Annotated in this window: 19 protein-coding genes and 1 tRNA gene; 6 read left to right on the plus strand and 14 right to left on the minus strand. The window is 66.6% G+C overall.

Annotated elements, in window-relative coordinates:
* Window positions 1-38: 38 nt before the first annotated feature.
* Complete coding sequence (locus DR843_RS17595; protein ID WP_109687932.1) at window positions 39-968, plus strand: LysR family transcriptional regulator; 930 nt, start codon at window positions 39-41, stop codon at window positions 966-968.
* 199 nt (window positions 969-1,167) lie between these two features.
* Window positions 1,168-1,371, plus strand: a complete 204-nt coding sequence (locus tag DR843_RS17600; protein WP_109687934.1) for a cold-shock protein — start codon at window positions 1,168-1,170, stop codon at window positions 1,369-1,371.
* Between the two features lie 91 nt (window positions 1,372-1,462).
* On the opposite strand, the gene DR843_RS17605 is transcribed toward DR843_RS17600, so the two are convergent.
* The 3 genes from DR843_RS17605 to DR843_RS17615 form a co-directional block, all read right to left on the minus strand.
* A complete protein-coding gene (locus DR843_RS17605; RefSeq protein WP_109687936.1) occupies window positions 1,463-3,061 on the minus strand; it encodes an LCP family protein in 1,599 nt (532 codons plus the stop codon).
* A gap of 261 nt (window positions 3,062-3,322) precedes the next feature.
* Window positions 3,323-3,416: transfer RNA gene (locus tag DR843_RS17610), tRNA-Ser, on the minus strand.
* A 159-nt stretch (window positions 3,417-3,575) separates the two neighbouring features.
* On the minus strand, window positions 3,576-3,911 hold the full coding sequence (locus DR843_RS17615) for a hypothetical protein (RefSeq protein WP_109687938.1): 336 nt from the start codon (window positions 3,909-3,911) through the stop codon (window positions 3,576-3,578).
* A 150-nt stretch (window positions 3,912-4,061) separates the two neighbouring features.
* On the opposite strand from DR843_RS17615, the gene hpxO reads away from it, so the two are divergent.
* Window positions 4,062-5,219, plus strand: coding sequence for an FAD-dependent urate hydroxylase HpxO (gene hpxO / locus DR843_RS17620; protein ID WP_109687940.1), 1,158 nt, complete (start codon window positions 4,062-4,064; stop codon window positions 5,217-5,219).
* A gap of 42 nt (window positions 5,220-5,261) precedes the next feature.
* Window positions 5,262-6,668: a class II fumarate hydratase gene (locus DR843_RS17625; protein ID WP_109687942.1), complete on the plus strand. Its 1,407-nt coding sequence runs from the start codon at window positions 5,262-5,264 to the stop codon at window positions 6,666-6,668.
* Window positions 6,669-6,675: 7 nt separating this feature from the next.
* Here the strand turns inward: DR843_RS17625 and DR843_RS17630 are convergent, their stop codons facing one another.
* The 4 genes from DR843_RS17630 to mgtE form a co-directional block, all read right to left on the minus strand.
* Window positions 6,676-7,134 carry a GtrA family protein gene (locus DR843_RS17630; protein WP_109687944.1) on the minus strand — a complete coding sequence of 153 codons (459 nt, stop codon included), beginning with the start codon at window positions 7,132-7,134 and terminating at the stop codon, window positions 6,676-6,678.
* The gene (locus DR843_RS17635; protein WP_109687946.1) at window positions 7,131-8,687 is read right to left on the minus strand and encodes a sensor histidine kinase; all 1,557 of its coding nucleotides are present in this window, start codon (window positions 8,685-8,687) and stop codon (window positions 7,131-7,133) included. The genes DR843_RS17630 and DR843_RS17635 overlap by 4 nt, the downstream gene beginning before the upstream one ends.
* Before the next feature lie 13 nt (window positions 8,688-8,700).
* The gene (locus DR843_RS17640; protein WP_109687948.1) at window positions 8,701-9,423 is read right to left on the minus strand and encodes a response regulator transcription factor; all 723 of its coding nucleotides are present in this window, start codon (window positions 9,421-9,423) and stop codon (window positions 8,701-8,703) included.
* 94 nt (window positions 9,424-9,517) lie between these two features.
* Entirely contained in the window at window positions 9,518-10,870 is a 1,353-nt protein-coding gene (gene mgtE, locus DR843_RS17645; protein WP_109687949.1) for a magnesium transporter, read from the minus strand.
* Window positions 10,871-11,029: 159 nt separating this feature from the next.
* On the opposite strand from mgtE, the gene DR843_RS17650 reads away from it, so the two are divergent.
* The gene (locus DR843_RS17650) at window positions 11,030-12,142 is read left to right on the plus strand and encodes a calcium:cation antiporter (protein WP_245934177.1); all 1,113 of its coding nucleotides are present in this window, start codon (window positions 11,030-11,032) and stop codon (window positions 12,140-12,142) included.
* A 49-nt stretch (window positions 12,143-12,191) separates the two neighbouring features.
* Window positions 12,192-13,349 carry a magnesium and cobalt transport protein CorA gene (locus tag DR843_RS17655; protein ID WP_245934178.1) on the plus strand — a complete coding sequence of 386 codons (1,158 nt, stop codon included), beginning with the start codon at window positions 12,192-12,194 and terminating at the stop codon, window positions 13,347-13,349.
* A gap of 106 nt (window positions 13,350-13,455) precedes the next feature.
* Here DR843_RS17655 and DR843_RS17660 read toward each other — a convergent pair whose 3' ends face one another.
* The 7 genes from DR843_RS17660 to DR843_RS17690 all read right to left on the minus strand — a co-directional run bounded on the left by DR843_RS17660 (window position 13,456) and on the right by DR843_RS17690 (window position 19,788).
* On the minus strand, window positions 13,456-14,409 hold the full coding sequence (locus DR843_RS17660; protein WP_109687953.1) for a Clp protease N-terminal domain-containing protein: 954 nt from the start codon (window positions 14,407-14,409) through the stop codon (window positions 13,456-13,458).
* A 28-nt stretch (window positions 14,410-14,437) separates the two neighbouring features.
* Window positions 14,438-14,665 carry a hypothetical protein gene (locus DR843_RS17665; RefSeq protein ID WP_109687955.1) on the minus strand — a complete coding sequence of 76 codons (228 nt, stop codon included), beginning with the start codon at window positions 14,663-14,665 and terminating at the stop codon, window positions 14,438-14,440.
* A gap of 148 nt (window positions 14,666-14,813) precedes the next feature.
* Window positions 14,814-15,635 carry an ABC transporter ATP-binding protein gene (locus tag DR843_RS17670; protein ID WP_109687957.1) on the minus strand — a complete coding sequence of 274 codons (822 nt, stop codon included), beginning with the start codon at window positions 15,633-15,635 and terminating at the stop codon, window positions 14,814-14,816.
* The gene (locus DR843_RS17675) at window positions 15,628-16,689 is read right to left on the minus strand and encodes a FecCD family ABC transporter permease (protein WP_245934179.1); all 1,062 of its coding nucleotides are present in this window, start codon (window positions 16,687-16,689) and stop codon (window positions 15,628-15,630) included. Before DR843_RS17675 ends, DR843_RS17670 begins: the two co-directional genes overlap by 8 nt.
* Window positions 16,686-17,681: a FecCD family ABC transporter permease gene (locus DR843_RS17680; RefSeq protein WP_109687959.1), complete on the minus strand. Its 996-nt coding sequence runs from the start codon at window positions 17,679-17,681 to the stop codon at window positions 16,686-16,688. Before DR843_RS17680 ends, DR843_RS17675 begins: the two co-directional genes overlap by 4 nt.
* Entirely contained in the window at window positions 17,678-18,733 is a 1,056-nt protein-coding gene (locus tag DR843_RS17685) for an ABC transporter substrate-binding protein (RefSeq protein WP_109687961.1), read from the minus strand. The genes DR843_RS17680 and DR843_RS17685 overlap by 4 nt, the downstream gene beginning before the upstream one ends.
* A complete protein-coding gene (locus tag DR843_RS17690; RefSeq protein ID WP_109687963.1) occupies window positions 18,730-19,788 on the minus strand; it encodes an ABC transporter substrate-binding protein in 1,059 nt (352 codons plus the stop codon). Before DR843_RS17690 ends, DR843_RS17685 begins: the two co-directional genes overlap by 4 nt.
* Between the last annotated feature and the right edge of the window lie 102 nt (window positions 19,789-19,890).

Genomic DNA, 19,890 nt, shown 5'->3' on the forward strand with positions numbered 1-19,890 from the left:
TCTTGATCGCAGTGATCGTGATAGACGATTATTGAGCGATGGACACCCGACACCTGGAGTTCTTCGTCGCCGTCGCGGAGGAACTCAACTTCACCCGTGCCGCCGCCCGGGTGCAGGCGGCCCAGTCGACGGTGTCGGCCGGCATCGCAGCGCTGGAGCGGCAGCTGGGCGGGGCGCTCTTCGAGCGCTCCACCCGCACCGTCACCCTGACTCCCCTGGGCGAGCAGTCGGTGCCGATCGCGCGAGAGGTGATGCTCGGCGTACGTCGATTGGGTGAGCAAGGGGCGCAGACGAAGGCGGGGGTGCGGGGTCGGGTGAGATTCGGTGTCATGACGAATCTCGCCTGGTTGCAACTGCCTTCAGCGATCGCCCGGTTCCAGCAGGAGAACCCGATGGTCGATGTGCAGATGTCGGTGTCGCCTCGCGGATCCACCGGCCTGGCCGCGGATATGCGTCGCGGGCGGCTGGACATCGCACTGGTGGGATTACGCCGGGACTTGTTGTCCGGGCTGGATGTGGTGCGGTTGACCAGGCAGCCGTACGTCGCGGTGCTGCCGCTCACGCATCCGCTGGCGAGGCGGCGCAGCCTGGAGATCACCGACCTGATCGGGGATCCGTTCATCGACCTGCCGCGCGGCTTCGGGACCAGAGACCAGCTGGACGCCATGGTGAATCTCGCGGGTGGGCAGCGTCGGGTCTCGGTGGAGGTGCCTGACCTCGGCACGGTGCCGGCTTTCGTGCGGGCCGGACTCGGCGTGGCCGTCGTGCCAGTACCCGTTGCGGACGGGGCGGGGTTGGTGACGATTCCGATGCGCGCAGTGCCGCCGTGGGAGCTGCTTCTGGTCACTCGACCCGGCGAATCGTCCCCTGCCGTCGACGTTTTCGCTGGCCTCCTGCGGGACTGGACGCGTGCGCGAAGTAGGGCGGTTGAGGAGTTCACCCGGAATTCACCGACGCCGCAAGGGTAGGAGTTCGGGGGGTTCGTGCTAAGTTCAATGCAGTTGCAGTTGCAGTTCCTCGCACGACGAGAAGGTGCCCGCCGATGCGGGCATTTTTGCGTCAGGGCCTCATTTCGGTGGGGTGCCTGCGGGGGTCGTGAGTGCGGCTCGGTGTTCCGCACAAGGTGGGGCACCGGAATCAACGCTTCACAGAAGAGAGTTACCCCGCATGGCACAGGGAACCGTCAAGTGGTTCAACGCTGAAAAGGGCTTCGGCTTCATCGCCCAGGATGGCGGCGGCCCGGACGTTTTCGTCCACTACACCGCAATCCAGACCCAGGGTTACCGGTCGTTGGACGAGGCACAGCGCGTCGAGTTCGAGATCACCCAGGGCGACAAGGGTCCGCAGGCGACCAACGTCGTCGCCGTCTGACCGCAGACTTCATGAACGACCGCTAGGTCGTCTCAGCAGAAGGCCCCGGCAACCTTACGGTTGCCGGGGCCTTCTGTGTGCTGTGGGTGGGTCAGCAGCTGTCGACCGTGTCGGAGATGGCCGTGCTGGTCGAGCTGGAGGGCGTCGAAGGCTCCGTGGTCGTGGTCGGGGTCGACGAGGAAGTGGTCGTCGGCGACTGGGACGTCGTCGGCGTCGGGGCCTTCGCGTCGTGCGGCTTGGCGATACCTTCGGCGACCAGTTCGCGCACGTGGTCGAAGTCGACGTGCGCGTTGTTCTTGGTCGTGATGTTGACCGTGCGCACGTTGCCCTTCTTCATCGTTTCGGCCAGCTGGGCGAAGGCCGGCAGATCGTCCTGCGGCATATCCAACGAGATGTTGTTCTTGGCGACGTTCATGATGTCGACGAAATGCGTCAGGAAGGTCACGGGGCTGGCCTGGCCGATGAGAGCGTTGACCATGCAGCGCTGGCGGCGCGTGCGGTCGTCGTCGCCGTTCTCGACGCGGCTGCGCGAGTACCACAGCGCCTGGTAGCCATCGAGCTTGTGATAGCCCTCCGGGATCCGGCCGGTGATGCTGCCCGGGATGACGTAGCCGCTCGCGGTCAACTTGCCGCCGATGGCGATGCCGCCCTTGGGCACGTTCATCCAGACGCCGCCCATGGCGTCGACCAACTGCTGGAAGCCAGCGAGGTTCACCACGACGCTGTAATCGATCGGCAGCCCCGTGATCTCACCCACGACCTGTTTGGTGGTGGTCCAGCCCGGGTGGGTGTCGGAAGCAGGGAACAGGCTGCGGTGGTTGTACTCCGCCTCGACCCACACTGCATCCATCAGGCAGGCGTGCTGCGGGCAGCGGAAGCCATCGGGGTAGATCTTGTGCAGCGGGTTGTCCTCGGGGAAGGGGACCCCTTCGAAGTTGCGCGGAATGCTGATCAGGGTGGTGTCACCGGTCCGGGTATTGATGCTGGCCACCATCAGGGAGTCGGTGCGCACCGCCCAACGGTCCGCGCCCGCATCCGAGCCGATCAGCAGCAGATTGACCCGCGGGGTGTCCGCCCACGGGTCATCACCGGAGCTCGGCAGGTGTGCGGTGGTGGTGCCGTGATCGGTGAAGATCGTGTTGAAGGTGTCCTGGGTGACCAGGACGTATCGGGTGGCGGCCGTCGCTGGTGCCGCGACCAGCAGGCACATCACGAAGGCGAACCCGCGCTGCAACCATTTCGTTTGCTGCGGCCACCGCAGATCCATCGTCTCTCGTGCCGTGAGCACGATGCCGGCCAACCACAGCAGGCCGCCGATGATGAACAGGAAGAGCAGGAACCACAGACCCTTGCCGGTTCCGAGCCGCCCCGCGCCCTGCACGACGCCACCCTTGAACAGCATGAAACCCAGGACCACGGCTGCGACAGCGAACAGGCCGAGAAGGATCACGCCGACCCGGCGTGCTTTGGTGAAGATCAGACCCAGCCCCGGGATCACGGTGCTCATCGCGATCAACGTCAGCGCTCGGCGTACGTCATAGGCGTGCACGGTGCGCGCGGCGTGCCGGCTGACCGGGACGTCGTCCTTGACGTGCGCTGGCGGGGTTGGACTACTGGCTGCGCCCTGCCCTGGCAGCCGGTGTGCCGTAAACCCGCCGTTCCCCCCAGGGGTGCCAGGGTTGTCTGGCATCGAAGAGTCTCTCTTTCAAACGATATGCATCAGCATTCTCACCTATGCAACGTCCGATCATTGCATCCCGGGCTGAGCATGCCATGCGATCTGGGTGATAAAGAGGCTGGCCAGGCAGATCTCAGGGAATGCTCAGGGAGGCGGCGGAAGAGGCGGAGGGAACCGTCGGTCGCTGCGCTCCCTCCTCCCAAATCCCCCGTGCCCATTCAACGAAGAGGGACCGCACCCCTCGCTGGCGCTCGGAGCACGGTCCCTCTTCGTTGGCGGAGGCGGAGGGATTTGAACCCTCGATGGGGGTTTAGCCCCAAACCCGCTTAGCAGGCGGGCGCCATAGACCGGACTAGGCGACGCCTCCCCACTCAGCCCTGGGGCCGAGTCGCTCACGTAGCCGCAGCAGGTGAGCGACCGCAAGGTTACCGGCAGCAGCAGCGCGCTCCAAACCGCACCCGTGGCCGGTGGCCGCCGAGGTGGGTCGAGCGTCCGTGTGTTGTCGCGGTGGGCTGCGGAGCGGGCGCTACGAAGACCGCGCGGCAGCCGCCAGGATCGCGACCAGGGCGACGATCTCCGCGGCCCCGAGAGTGACACCGATCGCGGCCAACGCCCAGGTCCGGCGGAAGTCGCCACCAGCGCGGCGTTGACGGGCAGCGACGACCAGGCCGATCACTCCCAGGACCACAGCGATGAATGCCAGAGCGAGGTACACCGGCACCGCCGGAAAGATCAGGTAGCCCCACTCGTGGTCGACGGCCCACGACAGAAAGATCACCAGGGCGATCAGCACCACGGCGAGCGCCGCGCTCACGACGGAACCGACGCCCCACCCCCGTGCTCGATCGGCTGGCTCAGACATGAGGCGCATCGTACGGACCGCCGGGGACTGTGAGCCAGGACACGCCCCGGAGACCAGCCTGTAACGCGCCCGCAATCTGGCCGAACAACGCCGGAATCACGCCGAACCTAGCGTTGAAGGACCAGACGGCGGCTACGGACGGAGCGCGGGATGAAGGCCATCATCGTCGGGGCGGGAATGGGCGGCCTGAGCGCGGCGATCGCACTCAAACAGGCCGGCTTCGAGACCGCGGTCTACGAGCAGGTCACCGAGAACAAACCGGTCGGCGCTGCGATCTCCGTGTGGTCCAACGGCGTGAAGTGCATGAACTACCTCGGTCTGCACGAGCAGATGGTCAAGCTCGGCGGGGTCATGGACACCATGGCGTACGTCGATGGCCTGACCGGGCAGGAGATGTGCCAGTTCTCGTTGGCTCCCCTGATCGACCAGGTGGGGCAGCGGCCGTTCCCGGTCGCGCGCGCGGAATTGCAGCTGATGCTCATGCAGGAATACGGGATCGACGACATTCACTTCGGCATGCGGATGATCGACATCACCGACGACGGCACCCAGGTGACGGCGACGTTCGCCGACGGTTCGACCGCAACCGGGGATCTGCTGATCGGCGCTGACGGAGCCAAGTCGATGACCCGCGACTACGTCCTGGGTGAGCCGACGCAGCGTCGCTACGCCGGTTACGTGAACTGGAACGGTTTGGTCCCGGTCAACACCGACTTCGGCCCCGCCGACCAGTGGACGACGTACGTCGGCGAGGGCAAACGGGTCTCGGTCATGCCGGTCTCCGACGGCCGGTTCTACTTCTTCTTCGACGTCCCGCTGCCCGCCGGCCTGGAGTACGACCGGTCCACCGCCAAAGAGGTGCTGACGGAGCACTTCGGGCACTGGGCGCCGGGCGTGCAATCGCTGATCGAGACGCTGGATCCGATGACCACCAACCGGGTGGAGATCTTCGACGTCGAGCCGTTTCACACCTGGTCCAAGGGCCGGGTGACGCTGGTCGGAGACGCCGGCCACAACACGACCCCCGACATCGGTCAGGGCGGTTGCTCGGCGATGGAGGATGCGATCTCGTTGTCCATTGCGTTGCGGGTCAACACCCTCGGCGTCGAGGACGCGTTGAAGCGATACGAGAAGAAGCGGACCGAGCGGGCGGGTGACCTGGTGCTGCGGGCCCGCAAGCGGTGCGACGTGACGCATGCGAAGGATCCGGCCGCGACGCAGGCCTGGTACGACGAGCTGCGGGCTGAGGACGGCAGCGGCATCATCCGCGGCATCGTGAGCAATATCGAAGGAAACCCGCTGGACTGAACCCGCCCGTCAGGGTCGCCTAACCCGGCGTAGCGTTGAATTATGACGACTGACGTGGGACCGGTGAAGGTACGGATCGAACGGGACTCGATGGGAGAGGTCGAGGTCCCCTACGACGCAAAATGGCGGGCGCAGACCCAGCGAGCGGTGGCCAACTTCCCGATCTCGGGCCAGCCCATCGAACGTGAGCTGATCGCGGGGCTGGCGTTGATCAAGGGTGCCGGCGCCCGGGTGCGTGCGGCTCGCGGTGTCTTGGCCCAGGACAAGGCCGACGCCATCGCCGCCGCCGCTGCCGAGGTCGCGCAGGGCGACTGGGACGACCAGTTCCCGATCGATGTCTTCCAGACCGGTTCGGGCACCTCCTCCAACATGAACGCCAACGAGGTCATCGCCACGCTGGCGCAGGAGAAGTTGGGTCAGCCGGTCCACCCGAACGACGACGTGAACGACCCGCTGTCCAGCAACGACCAGTTCCCGTCGGCGATGCACGTGGCCGCGACCAAGGCGGTCGTGAACGACCTGATCCCGGCGTTGGAGCATCTGGCGACCGCGTTGGAGGCGAAGGCGAGTGCCTTTGCGACCGTGGTGAAGTCGGGGCGCACCCACCTGATGGACGCGACGCCCGTCACCCTGGGTCAGGAGTTCAGCGGCTATGCCGCCCAGGTGAGGTACGGCGTTGACCGGCTGCGCGGCGTACTGCCCCAGGTCGCGGAGCTGCCCCTGGGAGGTACGGCGGTCGGCACCGGGATCAACGCACCCGCCGGTTTCGCAGGTGAGGTCATCCGTCTTCTCGCCGAGGAGACCGGTCTGCCGCTGACCGAGGCGCGGAACCACTTCGAGGCGCAGGGTGCTCGCGACGGGCTGGTCGAGCTGTCGGGCGTGCTGCGCACGATCGCGGTGGGTCTGAACAAGATCAGCAACGACATCCGATGGATGGGATCGGGGCCGCGCACCGGCCTCGGCGAGATCCACCTTCCGGACCTGCAGCCGGGGTCTTCGATCATGCCGGGCAAGGTGAACCCCGTTCTGGCCGAAGCGATGTGCCAGGTCGTCGCCCAGGTGATCGGCAACGACGCCGCCGTCGCGTGGGGTGGTGCCGCCGGCAACTTCGAACTCAACGTGATGCTGCCGGTGATCGCGCGCAACGTGTTGGAGTCGATTCGGCTGTTGTCTACTGTCACAACGGTTTTCGCCGACCGATGTGTCGACGGCATCGAGGCTGACGTGGACCAGTGCCGCACCTATGCGGAGTCCTCGCCGTCGATTGTGACGCCGCTGAACCACTTCGTGGGATACGACGAAGCAGCCGCGATCGCCAAGCAGTCGCTCAAGGAGCGCAAGACGATCCGGGAAGTCGTGATCGAGCGCGGCCACCTGACGGACGGCACGCTGACCGAGGAGCAGCTGGACAAGGCGCTCGACGTGTTGTCGATGACCAAACTGGCCTGAGCCGGCCTCAGAGTTCGGTCGGGATAGCCTCCGCCGCTTCCTGCGCGGTCGGGGCGGGGCTCATCCAGCGTCGTAGCAACACGAAGCGCACCACGGTCGCGATCGCGTTGCCGGCCGCGACCGTCACAGTGGCCCACCAGGTGGAGGCGTCCGGTGCGATGTGATGCAGCACGACCAGCGCCAACGCCGTCGCCGCCCAGGTCACGGCGAGCAGCGCCAGACTTTGTAGTTGGACCTTGGCGTGCCCCTGCGAGCCGCGGACGCCGAAGGTGAAGAACCGGTTGGCGGCCGTGTTGATCACCGTGCACAGCACCAGCGCCACGAAATTCGCGACCTGACGACCCATGATCTGGTCGAGCAGCGCGAAGAGCACCAGGTTGAGAACGGTGCTGGCCACGCCGATGATCGCGAACCGAACCAGTTGACCGGACAGGACCCGGCGGGGAGGAGAATCCGTGACGGTCATCGGTTGGCCAGCACTCGGTCGGCGGATTCCTCCGCTGTTTCATCCGGCTGACGCGCTGGCAGCGAGATGCGGAAGACGGTGTTGCCCGGTTCGGAGGACACGGTGACCGTCCCGTGGTGCGCGGCCACCACGGCGCTGACGATCGACAGCCCGAGACCGGTGGATCCTTCGGTGCGCGTGCGGGCTTCGTCGCCGCGGGTGAACCGCTCGAAGATCCGTGGCACCAGCTCGGGGTCGATGCCCGGTCCGTTGTCCGCGATGCTGATCTCGACCTGATCGCCGACCGTCCGGGCGCTGGCGACCACCTTCGTGCCGGCGGGAGTGTGCCGTCGAGCGTTGCCTAGCAGATTGATGATGACCTGTCGCAGACGGGCTTCATCGCCCTCGAGCTCGACCGGTTCGTCGGGTAGGTCCAGTTGCCAGTCGTGGTCGGGACTGGCCGCGTGCGCGTCGCCGATCGTTTCGAGCAGCAGCCGTGTGACGTCGACCTCCGAGCGCTCCAGCGGCCGGCCGGCGTCGAGTCGGGCAAGCAGCAGCAGGTCCTCGACCAGGGTGGTCATCCGGTCGGCTTCGGATTCGATCCGCCCGAGGGCGTGCGAAACCGTCTGGGGGACGGGCTCTTTCTCGCGGCGGGACAACTCGGCGTACCCACGGATGGACGCGAGCGGCGTACGCAATTCGTGGCTGGCGTCCGCCACGAACTGACGCACCTGCAACTCACTGGCGTAGCGCGCGTCCAGCGCGTGATTGACGTGATCGAGCATCTCGTTGAGCGCTAGACCTACCTGGCCGACCTCGGTGCCTGGATCGGTGTCCGCTTCGGCGACCCGGTCGGACATCTCCACCTTGCCCTCGGACAGCGGCAGGTGCGACACCCGAGTCGCCGTCGCGGCGACCCGGCGGAGCGGTTGAAGGGTCCGGCGCACGATCCACGCGACGCCGGCCGCAACCAGGAGTACGCCGGCTCCGGACAGCAGCGCGATCGCCAGGGCGGTGCGGGCCACTGTGCTGGTGACCCAGTCGACCGGAACACCGATGACGCTGGAGACCTCGACGACCGAGACGTCCGAGTCGGACGTTCCGGTGCGGACCAGTTGCTGGTTCTGTACGGCGACCACTCGGTAGCGGCCCAGGTCGCCCAGGGAGATGGTCGTGGGGTTACTGCCGATGCCGGCCTCGCGCAGCTGCGACACCTGACCGGAGGTGAGCGCGATGTTCTCGCCACCGAGTCGGGTCACGTAGGCGCGGGGCACTCGAGTGCGGGTCTCGTAGTCCCAGGCGGTGACGACGGTGTCATTGGGACCGAGGTCGACCCGCAGCGAGCCACCGTTGCCCGGGCTGCCAGCGGGTCCGCCGCCGTTGCCAGGGCCGCCGTTGGCCAGCATCTGCGCGCTGGAGGTCAGCTGCTGGTCGACCTGGTTGGTCAACGTGTTCCGCAACGCCACCACGGTGAGGCTGCCGACAGCGGCCGTCGTGATCAGGAAGAGCGCGATCAGCGACACGACCAACTGGGTGCGCAGCGTCCATCGGCTGGGGTTGGCGGTGAAGGTCACGAAGGACCCCGGATCAGGAGGTGGCGGGTTTGAGCACGTACCCCGCGCCACGCATGGTGTGGATCATCGGCGCACGGCCGGCGTCGATCTTCTTGCGCAGGTAGGAGATGTACAGCTCGACCACGTTGGCCTGGCCACCGAAGTCGTAATGCCACACGCGGTCGAGGATCTGAGCCTTGGACAGCACCCGCTTGGGGTTGCGCATCATGTAGCGCAGCAACTCGAACTCGGTTGCGGTCAGGCTGATCTCTTCACCGTCGCGGGTGACCTCGTGACTGTCCTCGTCGAGCTTGAGGTCGCCGACCACCAGCACGGAGGAGGAGTCCTCGGTCAACTGCACCGAACGGCGCAGCAGGGCCCGCACCCGGGCAACGACCTCCTCGAGACTGAACGGCTTGGTGACGTAGTCATCGCCACCAGCGGTGAGGCCGGCCACGCGGTCCTCCACCGAGTCGCGAGCGGTCAGGAAGAGCACGGGCAACGTCGGGTCGTCGTCGCGCAACCGACGCAGCACCTCCATCCCGTCGAAGTCGGGCAGCATCATGTCCAGGACGACGGCGTCCGGTTTGAACTCCTTGGAGGTCTTCACGGCGCTGGTGCCGGTGGCAGCGCTCTTGATCTCCCAGCCCTCGTAACGCAGGGCCATGCTCAGCAACTCAGTCAGGTTGCTCTCGTCATCGACGACCAGGACGCGGACGGGCGTGCCGTCGGGACGCTTCAACGTGGATGTGCTCATGGTGTCCAGTCTTAGGTCGGGCACTATGTGTGCGCCAGGGTCAACCTGTGAGAAGTCTATGCCTGCTCTGTGGCTGACGTGCCGTGAGTGACCGTTAGTGACTGAGCTCGGGGATGATCGACTTGGCAATCATGAAGTAGATCAGCAGGCCGGTGCCGTCGACGATGGTCGCGATCATCGGCGCCGACACCACAGCCGGGTCGATCTTCGTCTTGGTCAGGATCAGCGGCAGGATCGAGGCGACGAACGCCGACCACAGGACGATCGCTGCGAGGCTGATCGACACGGTGACCATCACCGGCCAGCCGACCCCGAGGGTCCACGCCCGCAGCAGACCGACCGCTGCCATGGTCGCCGAGATCATCATGGCGGCGCTCAGTTCCTTGGGCAGCACCTTGCCCAGGTCGCGCAACCGGACTTCGCCGGTCGAGGCGGCACGGACCAGCGTCGTGGTGATCTGGGTGCCGGTGTTGCCGCCGGTGCCGACCAGCAGCGGGATGAAGAAGGCCAGGCTGACGACGGCATCGAGTTCGTCCTCGAAGTAGCGCAGCACCGTTCCGGTGTAGGCCTCGGCGATGAACAGGACCAGGAGCCACACCACGCGCTTACGCCACAGACGCACCGGGGAAGCCTGCAGGTAGGGAACCTCCAGGGGCTCTGAACCACCCTGTCGTTCGGCGTCTTCGGTGTTCTCGTCCTCGACGATGTCGGCGGCGACGTCAGCGGTGATGACGCCAAGGAGTCGATCCTCCTTGTCGATCACCGGCAGCGCCGCGAGTCGGTTGTCGGTCAGGGTGCGCGCCGCGACCTCGTCGTCGGTGTTGGCGTCGACCGTGATGATGTCGGTCTCGGTGAGTTCTGCGACCTGGGTCCCCGGAGCGGCCAGCACGAGCTGTTGCAGGGAGACCACACCGAGCAACCGCCGATCGTCGTCGACCACATAGACGTACGCCGCGGCGAGCGAGTCCACCGGGGCCGCGGCGGTCTGAAGACGCAACTGGGTCAACGCGCTCTCGACGTCCTGGCCCTGGGAGATGACGAGGGCCTCGGGGACCATGTGCGCGGCCGCACTGTCCGGGGGCCAGGAGAGCAATCCGTTCAGTACCAGAGCGCGGGCCGGGGGCAGCGCCCCGATGAGCGAAGCGGCCGTCGTCGCGGGGAACTCGCGCAGGATGTCCGCAGCGATGTCGGAGTCCAGGGCGGCGAGCAATCCAGCTGCCGCCGCGGGGCTCGCCGAGGTGAGCAGGGTTGCAGCGGTGCGCGGTTCGATGACGGCCAGGAGTCGATCGGCGAGCTCCGGTTGCATTCCGGCGACGAGACGGGCGCGGTCGGGCGCGGCCAGGTCACGCAGTTGCCGTTCCCGCTCGCCGCGGTCGGGAGTGGCGTCCAGCCACTCCTCGAGTGCGGCCGGGTCAGGTGTCGTGATCGCCGTTGCGAGAGTAGGCACGGGGTAACGCTAGGGGAGCCTGGCCGCCCGCGACCGGCAAACGGTCGTGGTCGCCCGGATGTCGTGCAGATTCGGTGCTCTTCGTGCTGTCCTTGGTGGAATTGGTGTCATGGGAGGATGGGGCCCCGACCCGCACAGCCCGCACAGGAGAGTTCCCACGTGGCGAAGTCCGCACCGCCGAGACACCCGTTCTGGTTGCGTTGGACCACTGCAGCTCCCATCCTCGCCCTGATCCCGTTGCCGTTCACCTGGGGTCAGCACCTGGGCCCGGTGTGGATCGCGATCGTGGCGGTGCTGCTGATCGGGTCGGTTCTCGCCGCTGTGCAGCACGCGGAAGCGGTGGCGCACAAAGTTGGCGAACCGTTTGGTTCGCTGGTGCTGGCGGTGGCGGTCACCGTCATCGAGGTCGCCTTGATCGTGACCTTGATGGTCAGTGGTGGTGAGGACGCGTCGACGCTGGCTCGGGACACCGTCTTCGCCGCCGTGATGATCACGTGTAACGGGATCGTGGGCGCCTCGTTGCTCGCCGGCTCGATCAAGCACGACACCGTCAACTTCAACGTCGAGGGTACGGCGACCGCTCTCGCGTCCGTCGCAACGCTCGCGACCGTGTGCCTGGTGCTGCCGACCTTCACCCTCGGTGCGCCGGGACCGGAATTCACCGGGTCGCAGCTGGTCTTCGCCGCGGTGTGTTCGTTGGTGATCTACGGGCTGTTCGTGCTGACGCAGACGACCCGGCACCGGGATTTCTTCTTGCCGGTCGATGAGAACAACGAGTTGGTCGACATGTCCGAGGACCACGCGGAGCCGCCGTCGACCCGGTCGGCGTGGGCGAGCTTTGGTCTGTTGCTGGTGTCGCTGGTCGCCGTGGTGGGACTAGCGAAGGTGGAGTCGAAGCCGATCGAAGAAGGCGTCGCTGCGCTGGGCTTCCCGCACTCCTTCGTCGGTGTGATCATCGCGATGCTCGTGCTGCTGCCGGAGTCGCTGTCGGCCATCAACGCAGCGCGGCGCGACCGGGTGCAGATCAGTCTCAACCTGGCGTACGGCTCCTCGATGGCTTCGATCGGCCTGACGATCCCGGTGATCGCACTGGCCTCGATCTGGCTGCCGGTGCCCCTGCACCTCGGCCTGGGATCGATGCAGATCGTGATGCTGGCGCTGACCGTCGCAGTGGGAATCCTGACCGTCGTGCCCGGCCGGGCGACGCGGATGCAAGGCGCCCTGCACCTGTGGATCTTGTTCGCATTCATCTTCCTGGCCGCGAACCCGTAATAGGGTCCGCCGTCGCCGGGTTGATCCCTGCGAACCGTAGGCTGGGCGCGTGCCGACCTGGAAGCGCTGGGGGAACGACGACATCCCCGAGGTGTTGCGTGCGCTGGGGTCTGCCCGACCTGCGCCCCAACCCGGTTCCGCCGAGCCGGTCGAAGCCGCACGGCCGGTTGATTCATCGGTCGTGGAGCGCGCGGTCTACCTGGATGGGCACCGAGTCGATCGGCCGGAGACGATCGGTGAAGTCCGCGACTGTCTGTCGCTGCACGAGACGGAGGCGAGCAGCGCGCCGATGGCGTGGATCGGCGTACACGGTGCCAGTGAAGATCAGATCCACGAGTTGGCGGCGACGTTCAACCTGCACCCGCTCGCGGTGGAGGATGCGATCCTGGCCCACCAACGACCCAAGATCGAACGCTACGGAGACACCCTCTTCGTGGTGTTGCGCGCCGCGACCTACGAGGACCGCACGGAGACAGTGGCCTTCGGGGAGATCCACGTCTTCCTCGGCCCCGACTTCGTCATCACCGTGCGGCACAGTCCGGACCCGTCGCTCAAGCCGGTGCGCGACCGTCTCGAGGCCAACCCGGAACTGTTGGCGCTGGGACCGGAGGCGGTGCTGTACGCCGTCGCGGACTACGTCGTGGACGGCTATGGCCCGGTCGTCGCCGGCCTGGAGAACGACATCGATGAGATCGAAGCGCAGGTCTTCGAATCCGATCCGACGGTGTCGCGGCGGATCTACGAGTTGTCCCAAGAAGTCCTCGGATTCCAACGTGCAGTGCGGCCGCTGTTGGACGTGCTGCACCACATCGAGGACGGTTTCGCGAAATACGGCACCAAGGAAGAACTGCAGAACAACTTCCGGGACGTCGCCGACCACGCCACGATCGTCGCGGAGCGGGTCAGCGGATTCCGCGAATCGCTGGCGAACATCCTGACGTTGAACGCGACCATGGTGGCGCAGACCCAGAACGAGGAGATGCGCCGGCTGACCGAGGCTGGGATGGCCCAGAACGACGAGGTCAAGAAGATCTCGGCGTGGGCGGCGATCCTCTTCGCGCCGTCGCTGATCTCGGGGATCTACGGGATGAACTTCGCCAAGATGCCGGAGTTGAGTTGGGCCGAGGGGTATCCGTTCAGTCTGGCGCTCATGGTCCTGGTGTGCGGAACGCTCTTCGTGGTGTTCAAACGGAAGAAGTGGTTGTGAGTTTGGCGATCGAGCGGTTCACGCCGCGTCGGCGCCGCTCCTGAGCACATGAGTTCGGGGGCTTCATGACTGCGAGTCATGAAGCCCCCGAACGACGGGTGGCTGGTCAGGCGTCGACGCTGACCGCAGCGATGATCGCCGCGCGGTCGACCTGACCGAGTACGGCGGCCAGGGCCGGGTCGTCGGACTGCAGCAAGGCGACGAGCGCCTTGTCGGCGCTGAGTCGTGGGCCGCCACCGAATCCGCGACGTGCGCCGCGACCTTCGCCACGACCTTCGCCACGACCTTCGCCTCGGCCGGGTCCGCGTCCGTCGAACTCGCCGGGGCCGAAGCCCCACTCGCCCGGGCCGGGGCGCATGCCCTCCCGCGGGCCACCGGGCGCGAAGCGGTGATGGGTGTGGTGCCCGCGTCCCCGGCCCCGAGGACCACGGCCCTCGAAACCACGCGGACCGCCGTCGGGGGAGTCGGCGAAGTCGCGGGGACCGGCCTCGCGCTGCTCGTTCAGACGCTCCTGCGCCTCATCGAGCCGGCTCTGCGCGAAGTCCATCTTGGCCTCGTGCATCAGCGAGGTGATCACCTCACGAAGCTCGGGGCTGAACCGGCGCATCGGGCCGAGGCGCTCGCTGCGCGGCCCGCGGCGTCCGCGGCCACGACCTCGCGGGCCGAAACCGTCGCCCCGTCGGCCACCGCCCCAGCCGTCGGCGATATCGGTGCCGAAGCGTCGGCGTACGGCGTCCCGGACCGAGTCCAGGTCAATACCCACCGCAGCCAGCGCTTCACGGTCGGCCGCGAGGTCGTCGTCCAATTCTTCGTCCGCCGAAGCAGATTCGGCTTCCGGCTCGGTGGCGGGGTTCGCTTCGTGGTAGGCGATCACGGCTGCCTCAGCAGTCGGGAAATCCAGACCGGCCTGGGTCAAGGCGCGCGCCGCGTCGCCGCGGGCGTTGGCCAACAGGCCGAGCAACAGGTGGTCGGTGCCCACCTGGTCGTGACCCAGTTCGCGGGCCTCGTCGATCGCCTGCATGACGGCGATCCGGGTTTCAGTATCGAAACGGTTGAACATGTGGTTCTCCTTGAAAGTTGTGGTCTCGCTACTGCGAGTGCTTTTGGTGCACCGCCTGGCGGCTGACCTGCAGCACGTCGGCGATGGCCTGCCAGCTCCACTGCTGGGAGCGGGCGTTGGCGACCTGGATGGCTTCGAGTCGGTCGGCGAGTTCGCGCAGGGCCCGTACGGCGGTCAGACCGGTCCGTGGGTCGAGGCTGGTCGCGTCCGTGGCCGCTTCGGAAAGCTGCTCACTCGGTGTCTCGTGGTCGCTCACGGTGTGAAGGTTACTTGACGCGACGAGCGACTGTCAACTTTTCCTGACGTGACCCGTCAGTGGGTTTGGATGCGGTTGCACCATGTGGCCGAGATAAGCCGTGCAAGCGCATCCAAAGCTTGGGGATGGCGGGAGCGGAACGGGCCGGTCAGCGTCGGTGGTGGCGGCCGATCGGGATGATCAGCGGGGTGCCGGAGACGGGGTCGGAGATGACCTGCGCGGCGATGCCGAAGACCTGTTCGACGACCTCTGGATTGACGACGTCCGCAGGTGCGCCTTGGGCGACGATCGTGCCTCGGTGTACGGCGACCAGGTGGGTTGCGTAGCGCGCGGCCAGATTGAGGTCGTGCAAGACCATCGCAACGGTGGTCCCACGATCCCGGTTGAGCTCGGTGACCAGGTCCAGGACGTCGACCGCGTGCGCGATGTCCAGCGCCGAGGTCGGTTCGTCCAGCAGGAGCAGGTCGGTCTGCTGGGCCAGCACCATGGCGATCCAGACCCGTTGACGTTGCCCACCGGACAACTCCGCGACCGCCCGGTCGGCCATGTCGATCGTGCCGGTGACCTCCAACGCCTCCGTCACCGCTCGCTCGTCCGTTGTGGACCACTGCTTGAACATGCCATGGTACGGATGCCTGCCCCGGCTGACCAACTCGGTCACCGTGATGCCTTCAGGGGCTAGCGGTGACTGCGGCAAGAGCGCCACGATACGGGCCACCTCTTTGCCGGACATGGCGTGAATGTCCTTGCCGTCCAGGACAACTGAGCCAGCAGTCGGTTTCAGCAGCCGGGTCAGTCCGCGCAGCAGCGTCGACTTACCGCAGCCGTTGGCTCCCACGATGGCAGTGATCTCACCGTCGGGTAACGCGAAGGTGAGGTCCTCGATGACCCGCCGATCGTCGTACCCGAGGCTCACCCCGGACGCCGACAACCGGTTGGTGGTCACGGGAAGGGCAGTCAACTCAGCCATCCTTGATCGTCGCTCTCGACTTCAGCAGCAGGAAGATCAGCACGGGAGCGCCTGCGATACCCGTGATGACGCCCACTGGCAGGTTGGTATTGGGGATCAGGTAAGTGCCGATGTAGTCGGCACCCACCACGGTCGCGGCTCCCACGAACGCCGCCACCAGGATATTCGGCCGCCCGCCACACAGTCGGCGGGCGATCGGACCGGACAGCAACCCGATGAAGGCGATCGGCCCGGTCACCGAGGTCGCCATCGCGCACAGGATCACCACCAGCACACTCACGGTGAGCCGCAGCCGAGCCGCGTTGAGCCCCAAAGCAAGTGCCGTGTCGTCACCCAGTTCGAGCAACCGCAGACCGTTCAGGGCCGCCGCCAGCAGTGGTAGCAAAACCGCAACGGTGATGGCCAGGCGGGCCACCCCGTCCCAGGGGATCACCGCGAGGCTGCCGGTCAGCCAGACCATCGCGTCCTGTGCCTGGTAGATGCTGGTGCGCTGCAACATCCACTGGATGAAGGAGGACAGTCCGGCCGAGACGCCGATCCCGATCAGGATCATCCGGTACGTCGCGGCCGAGTCCCGCCCGGCCAGCAGGTTGATCGCGGCAGCGACGACCATGCCGCCGACGAGTGCCGCCAGTGACATGCTCAGCCCGGACCAGCCGAGTACGACAAGGGCGAAAACCGCTGCAGCAGAGGAGCCGAGCGTCACCCCGAGGACGTCAGGGCTGGCCAGCGGGTTGCGCAGCATCGTCTGGAACGCGGCCCCGCTGGCGCCGAACGCGAGACCGGCCAACGTACCCGCCACGGCCGCAGGCAGTTTGGATTCCATCAGGATGAACGTCGCTGGCGGCATCTGCACGCCACCGAACGCGATCCGGAAGAAGTCGGGGATAGTGATCGTGAAGTCCCCGAGTAGGACGCGCGCGGCGAACAGCCCGAACCAGAGGAGGACGACCGCGATCAGGACGATCGATGTACGCCGAGCCACCCGTTTGCGCGTCGAGCGCACCTTCTCGATCGACTCGGGCCGGATCTCCTGGGACAGAAGCGTGCTCACGCCACCACCACCCCGGGGCGTCGGACCAGGTAGATCAACACCGGTACGCCGACCACGGCGGTCAGGATGCCGGCGGACACTTCACCGGGGGGCGAGATAACCCGGCCGACGATGTCGGCGATCAATAGCAGCACCGGTCCGAGGATCACGCACAGCGGCAGGATCGATCTGTAGTCCGGACCCCGCAGGATCCGGGCGAAATGCGGAATGACCAGTCCCACGAAGGCGATCGGCCCGGCGATCGATGTCGCACCGGCGGCCAGCAGCACGGCGCCCAGGGCGATGAGGGCCCGGGCGCGCAGCACGTTGTGTCCAAGCGTCGTCGCCATCTCATCACCCAGGGCCAGCGCGTTCAGGGCAGGTGCTCCGACGAACACGATCAACGCACCGAGGATCAGGAAGGGCAACGTCGCAGGCAGCACCGTGGCTACCTCGCGGCCACCGATCGAGCCCACGGACCAGAAGCGGTAGACGTCCAGCGCCCCCTGGTGGGTGATCAGCAGACCCGCGACCAGACCGGTCGCGGCGGCGCCCATCGCGGCGCCGGCCAGCACCATCGTCACGGGATCCGGCCCGCGGGCGCCGGCCGAGGAGATCAGATAGACCAGGACCGCGGCGATCGAGGCACCGACCAGGGCCAACAGCACGAACGACAGCTGACTGCTCGCGATCCCGGTCGTGAGGCCGATCACGACGGCGAGGGCAGCGCCGGAGTCCACGCCGAGCAACCCGGGGTCGGCCAGGGGATTGCGCGTGATGCCTTGCATGGCAGCGCCGGACAGCGCAATGCAGATCCCGACGACGAGCCCGATCAGGGTGCGCGATGCGCGGGACTGCACGATCGCCTGCACCTCCGGCGTACTGCCGCCGAAGACCGCTTTGAGGACCTCGATCGGGGACAACGACTGCGCGCCGATGGCTAGGGACAACATGACGGTGACGGTCAGCATCAGGATGCTGACCGTCACGGCCACGGTGGAACGCTTGGTCACGAGACCTTCGCCGCCGCCTTCGCCAGGTCGGGGACGAACTTCTCGATGGCGACCGGGATGCTCAGCGTCGTGGGCACGCCCATCGTCAGGGAGATGGTGTTGTCGGCTGCGGCCACGTAGGTGTCGGACTTCAACGACGGGATCTGGCTCAGCAGCTTGTCCGACTTCAACTTCGCGACGTCCCCAGCAGCGGTGACGTAGAAGACGGCGACATCGGCGTCGGCTGTGCTGGCCTTCTCAGCGGATACGTCGGCGTAGAACTTGCCCTTGTTGGCGGTCTGCAGCGTGTCGACGAACGCCGGTGTGGTGAAACCGAATTCGTTCAACATTCGGGGACGGTTGTCCAGCGGGAGGTAGACGCTGAAGCTGGCGTTGCTCGTCGGGTCGAGGTAGAGCCACGTGGCGGTCTTGCCCTGGATGGCCGGGTACTTCGCCTTGGCGTCGTCGATGAGCTGCTGCGTCTGGGTCTTCAACGTGGCGGCCTCCGCCTCCTTGCCCACCGCCTTGCCGACCATCTCCAGGGACTGTTGCCACGTCGTACCCCACGCATCACCCGGATAGGCGACGGTCGGGGCGATCTTGGACAACTTGGCGTACTCCTCGGCCGTCAGACCGGAGTTGGTGGCCAGGATCAGGTCGGGGGTCGCCTTGGCGATCTCGTCGACGGGCAGGTTGTCCGCCGCGCTGTACTGCTGCGGGTAGTCCTTGCCCAATTTCTTGACCGCAGCGTCGAACCAGTCGGTCGACTTGCGAGCGTTGCCGCCCCAGCTGGTTGCCGGCACCAGGATCGGGACGACACCCAGGCTGACCAGCATGTCCTGGTCGGTCTCGGCAACGGTGGCGATGCGGGTTGGCGGTTTGCTGATGGTCGTCGTGCCCAACGCATGCTTGATGGTCACCGGGTAGGCGCTCGCATCCGCGCTACTCGCCCCAGCACCGGTCGTCGGGCTGCCGCTGGTCGAGCCGGTTGAGCAGGCGGCGAGCGCGGCACCGGCCGCACCCGCACCGAAGATGCCGAGGAGAGTGCGCCGGGAGACGCTGAGGTCGCTCACTTCGCCTTCTCCGCCGCCGCGCCGAGCTGCGGCAGGTACTTCTCCAGGACCACCGGGATCGACAACACCGTCGGGGTGTTGAGCGCGTTGGTGTCGGAGTTGTTGGCGAGGTAGATCGCCGTGTCGTTCTGAATGTTCGGGATCTTGCTGAGCAGTGCGTTCGACTTCAGGGCGTCGAAGTCGGAGTCCTTCTCGCTGAAGATGATCGCGACGTCGGCGTCGATGGTGCTTGCCGCCTTCTCCGCGGAGATCGCCGCGCCGTAGGACTGCGGGTTGGCCTTGCTCAGGTCGGTCACGAATTGCGGTGTGGTGAAACCGAACTCGAGCATCAGCGCAGTGCGCGGATCCAGGGTCGTGGTCGAAAAGATCTTGGAGGTGTCGGTCGGCAGGAACCGCAGGACCGCGATCGTCTTGCCCTTGATCGCGGGATACTTTGCGACGGCGTCGGCGATCTGCTTCTCAAGGTCGGTCTTGGCCGTTGCGGCCTGCGCCTCTTTGCCCGTCGCCTGACCGGCGATCTCGAGGATCTGCTGCCAGGTCGCGCCGTAGGGTGCGCCCGGAGCAGCGACGGTCGGCGCCAACTTGCTGGCCTTGGCGTACTCCTGCTCGGTCAGCCCCGAGTAGGGCCCGAAGAGCAGATCCGGAGTGGACTTGGCGATCTCATCGATCGGCGTCGAGTCGGTGAAGCTGTACTGCGGGGGGTAGTCCTTGCCGAGTTTCTTGACGGCTGCGTCGAACCAGTCGGTCGATCCGCGGGAGTTGCCGGCGGGTGCTTCCCACTTGGGGACCAGCACCGGGACGACGCCCAGCACGGCCAGGTAGTCCTCGTTGGCGAAGGGCAGCGTCGCAATGCGGGTCGGCTCTTTGGGGATGACGGCGTTTCCGAACGAGTTCTTGATCGTGACCGGGAAGGCTCCCGCGTCCGAGGTCCCGGTGCTGCTGCCGGTGGCGGACGGCGAACTGCTGCTGGTCGATCCGGTTGAGCAGGCGGCAAGGGCCGCAGTGGTGCTGAGTGCACCGAAGGCGCCGAGGACGGCGCGGCGAGAGACGGTCATGCTGATGCGATCTCCTGAGTAACGGTGACAGGGGCCTGTAAGCAGGCAAGGCTAACCTAAATCATCGGTTGGGAGTCGCGTCAAGCAGGGGCTGGGTCGCGG

This window comes from Branchiibius hedensis, from assembly GCF_900108585.1.
GTDB classification, from domain to species: Bacteria; Actinomycetota; Actinomycetes; order Actinomycetales; family Dermatophilaceae; genus Branchiibius; species Branchiibius hedensis.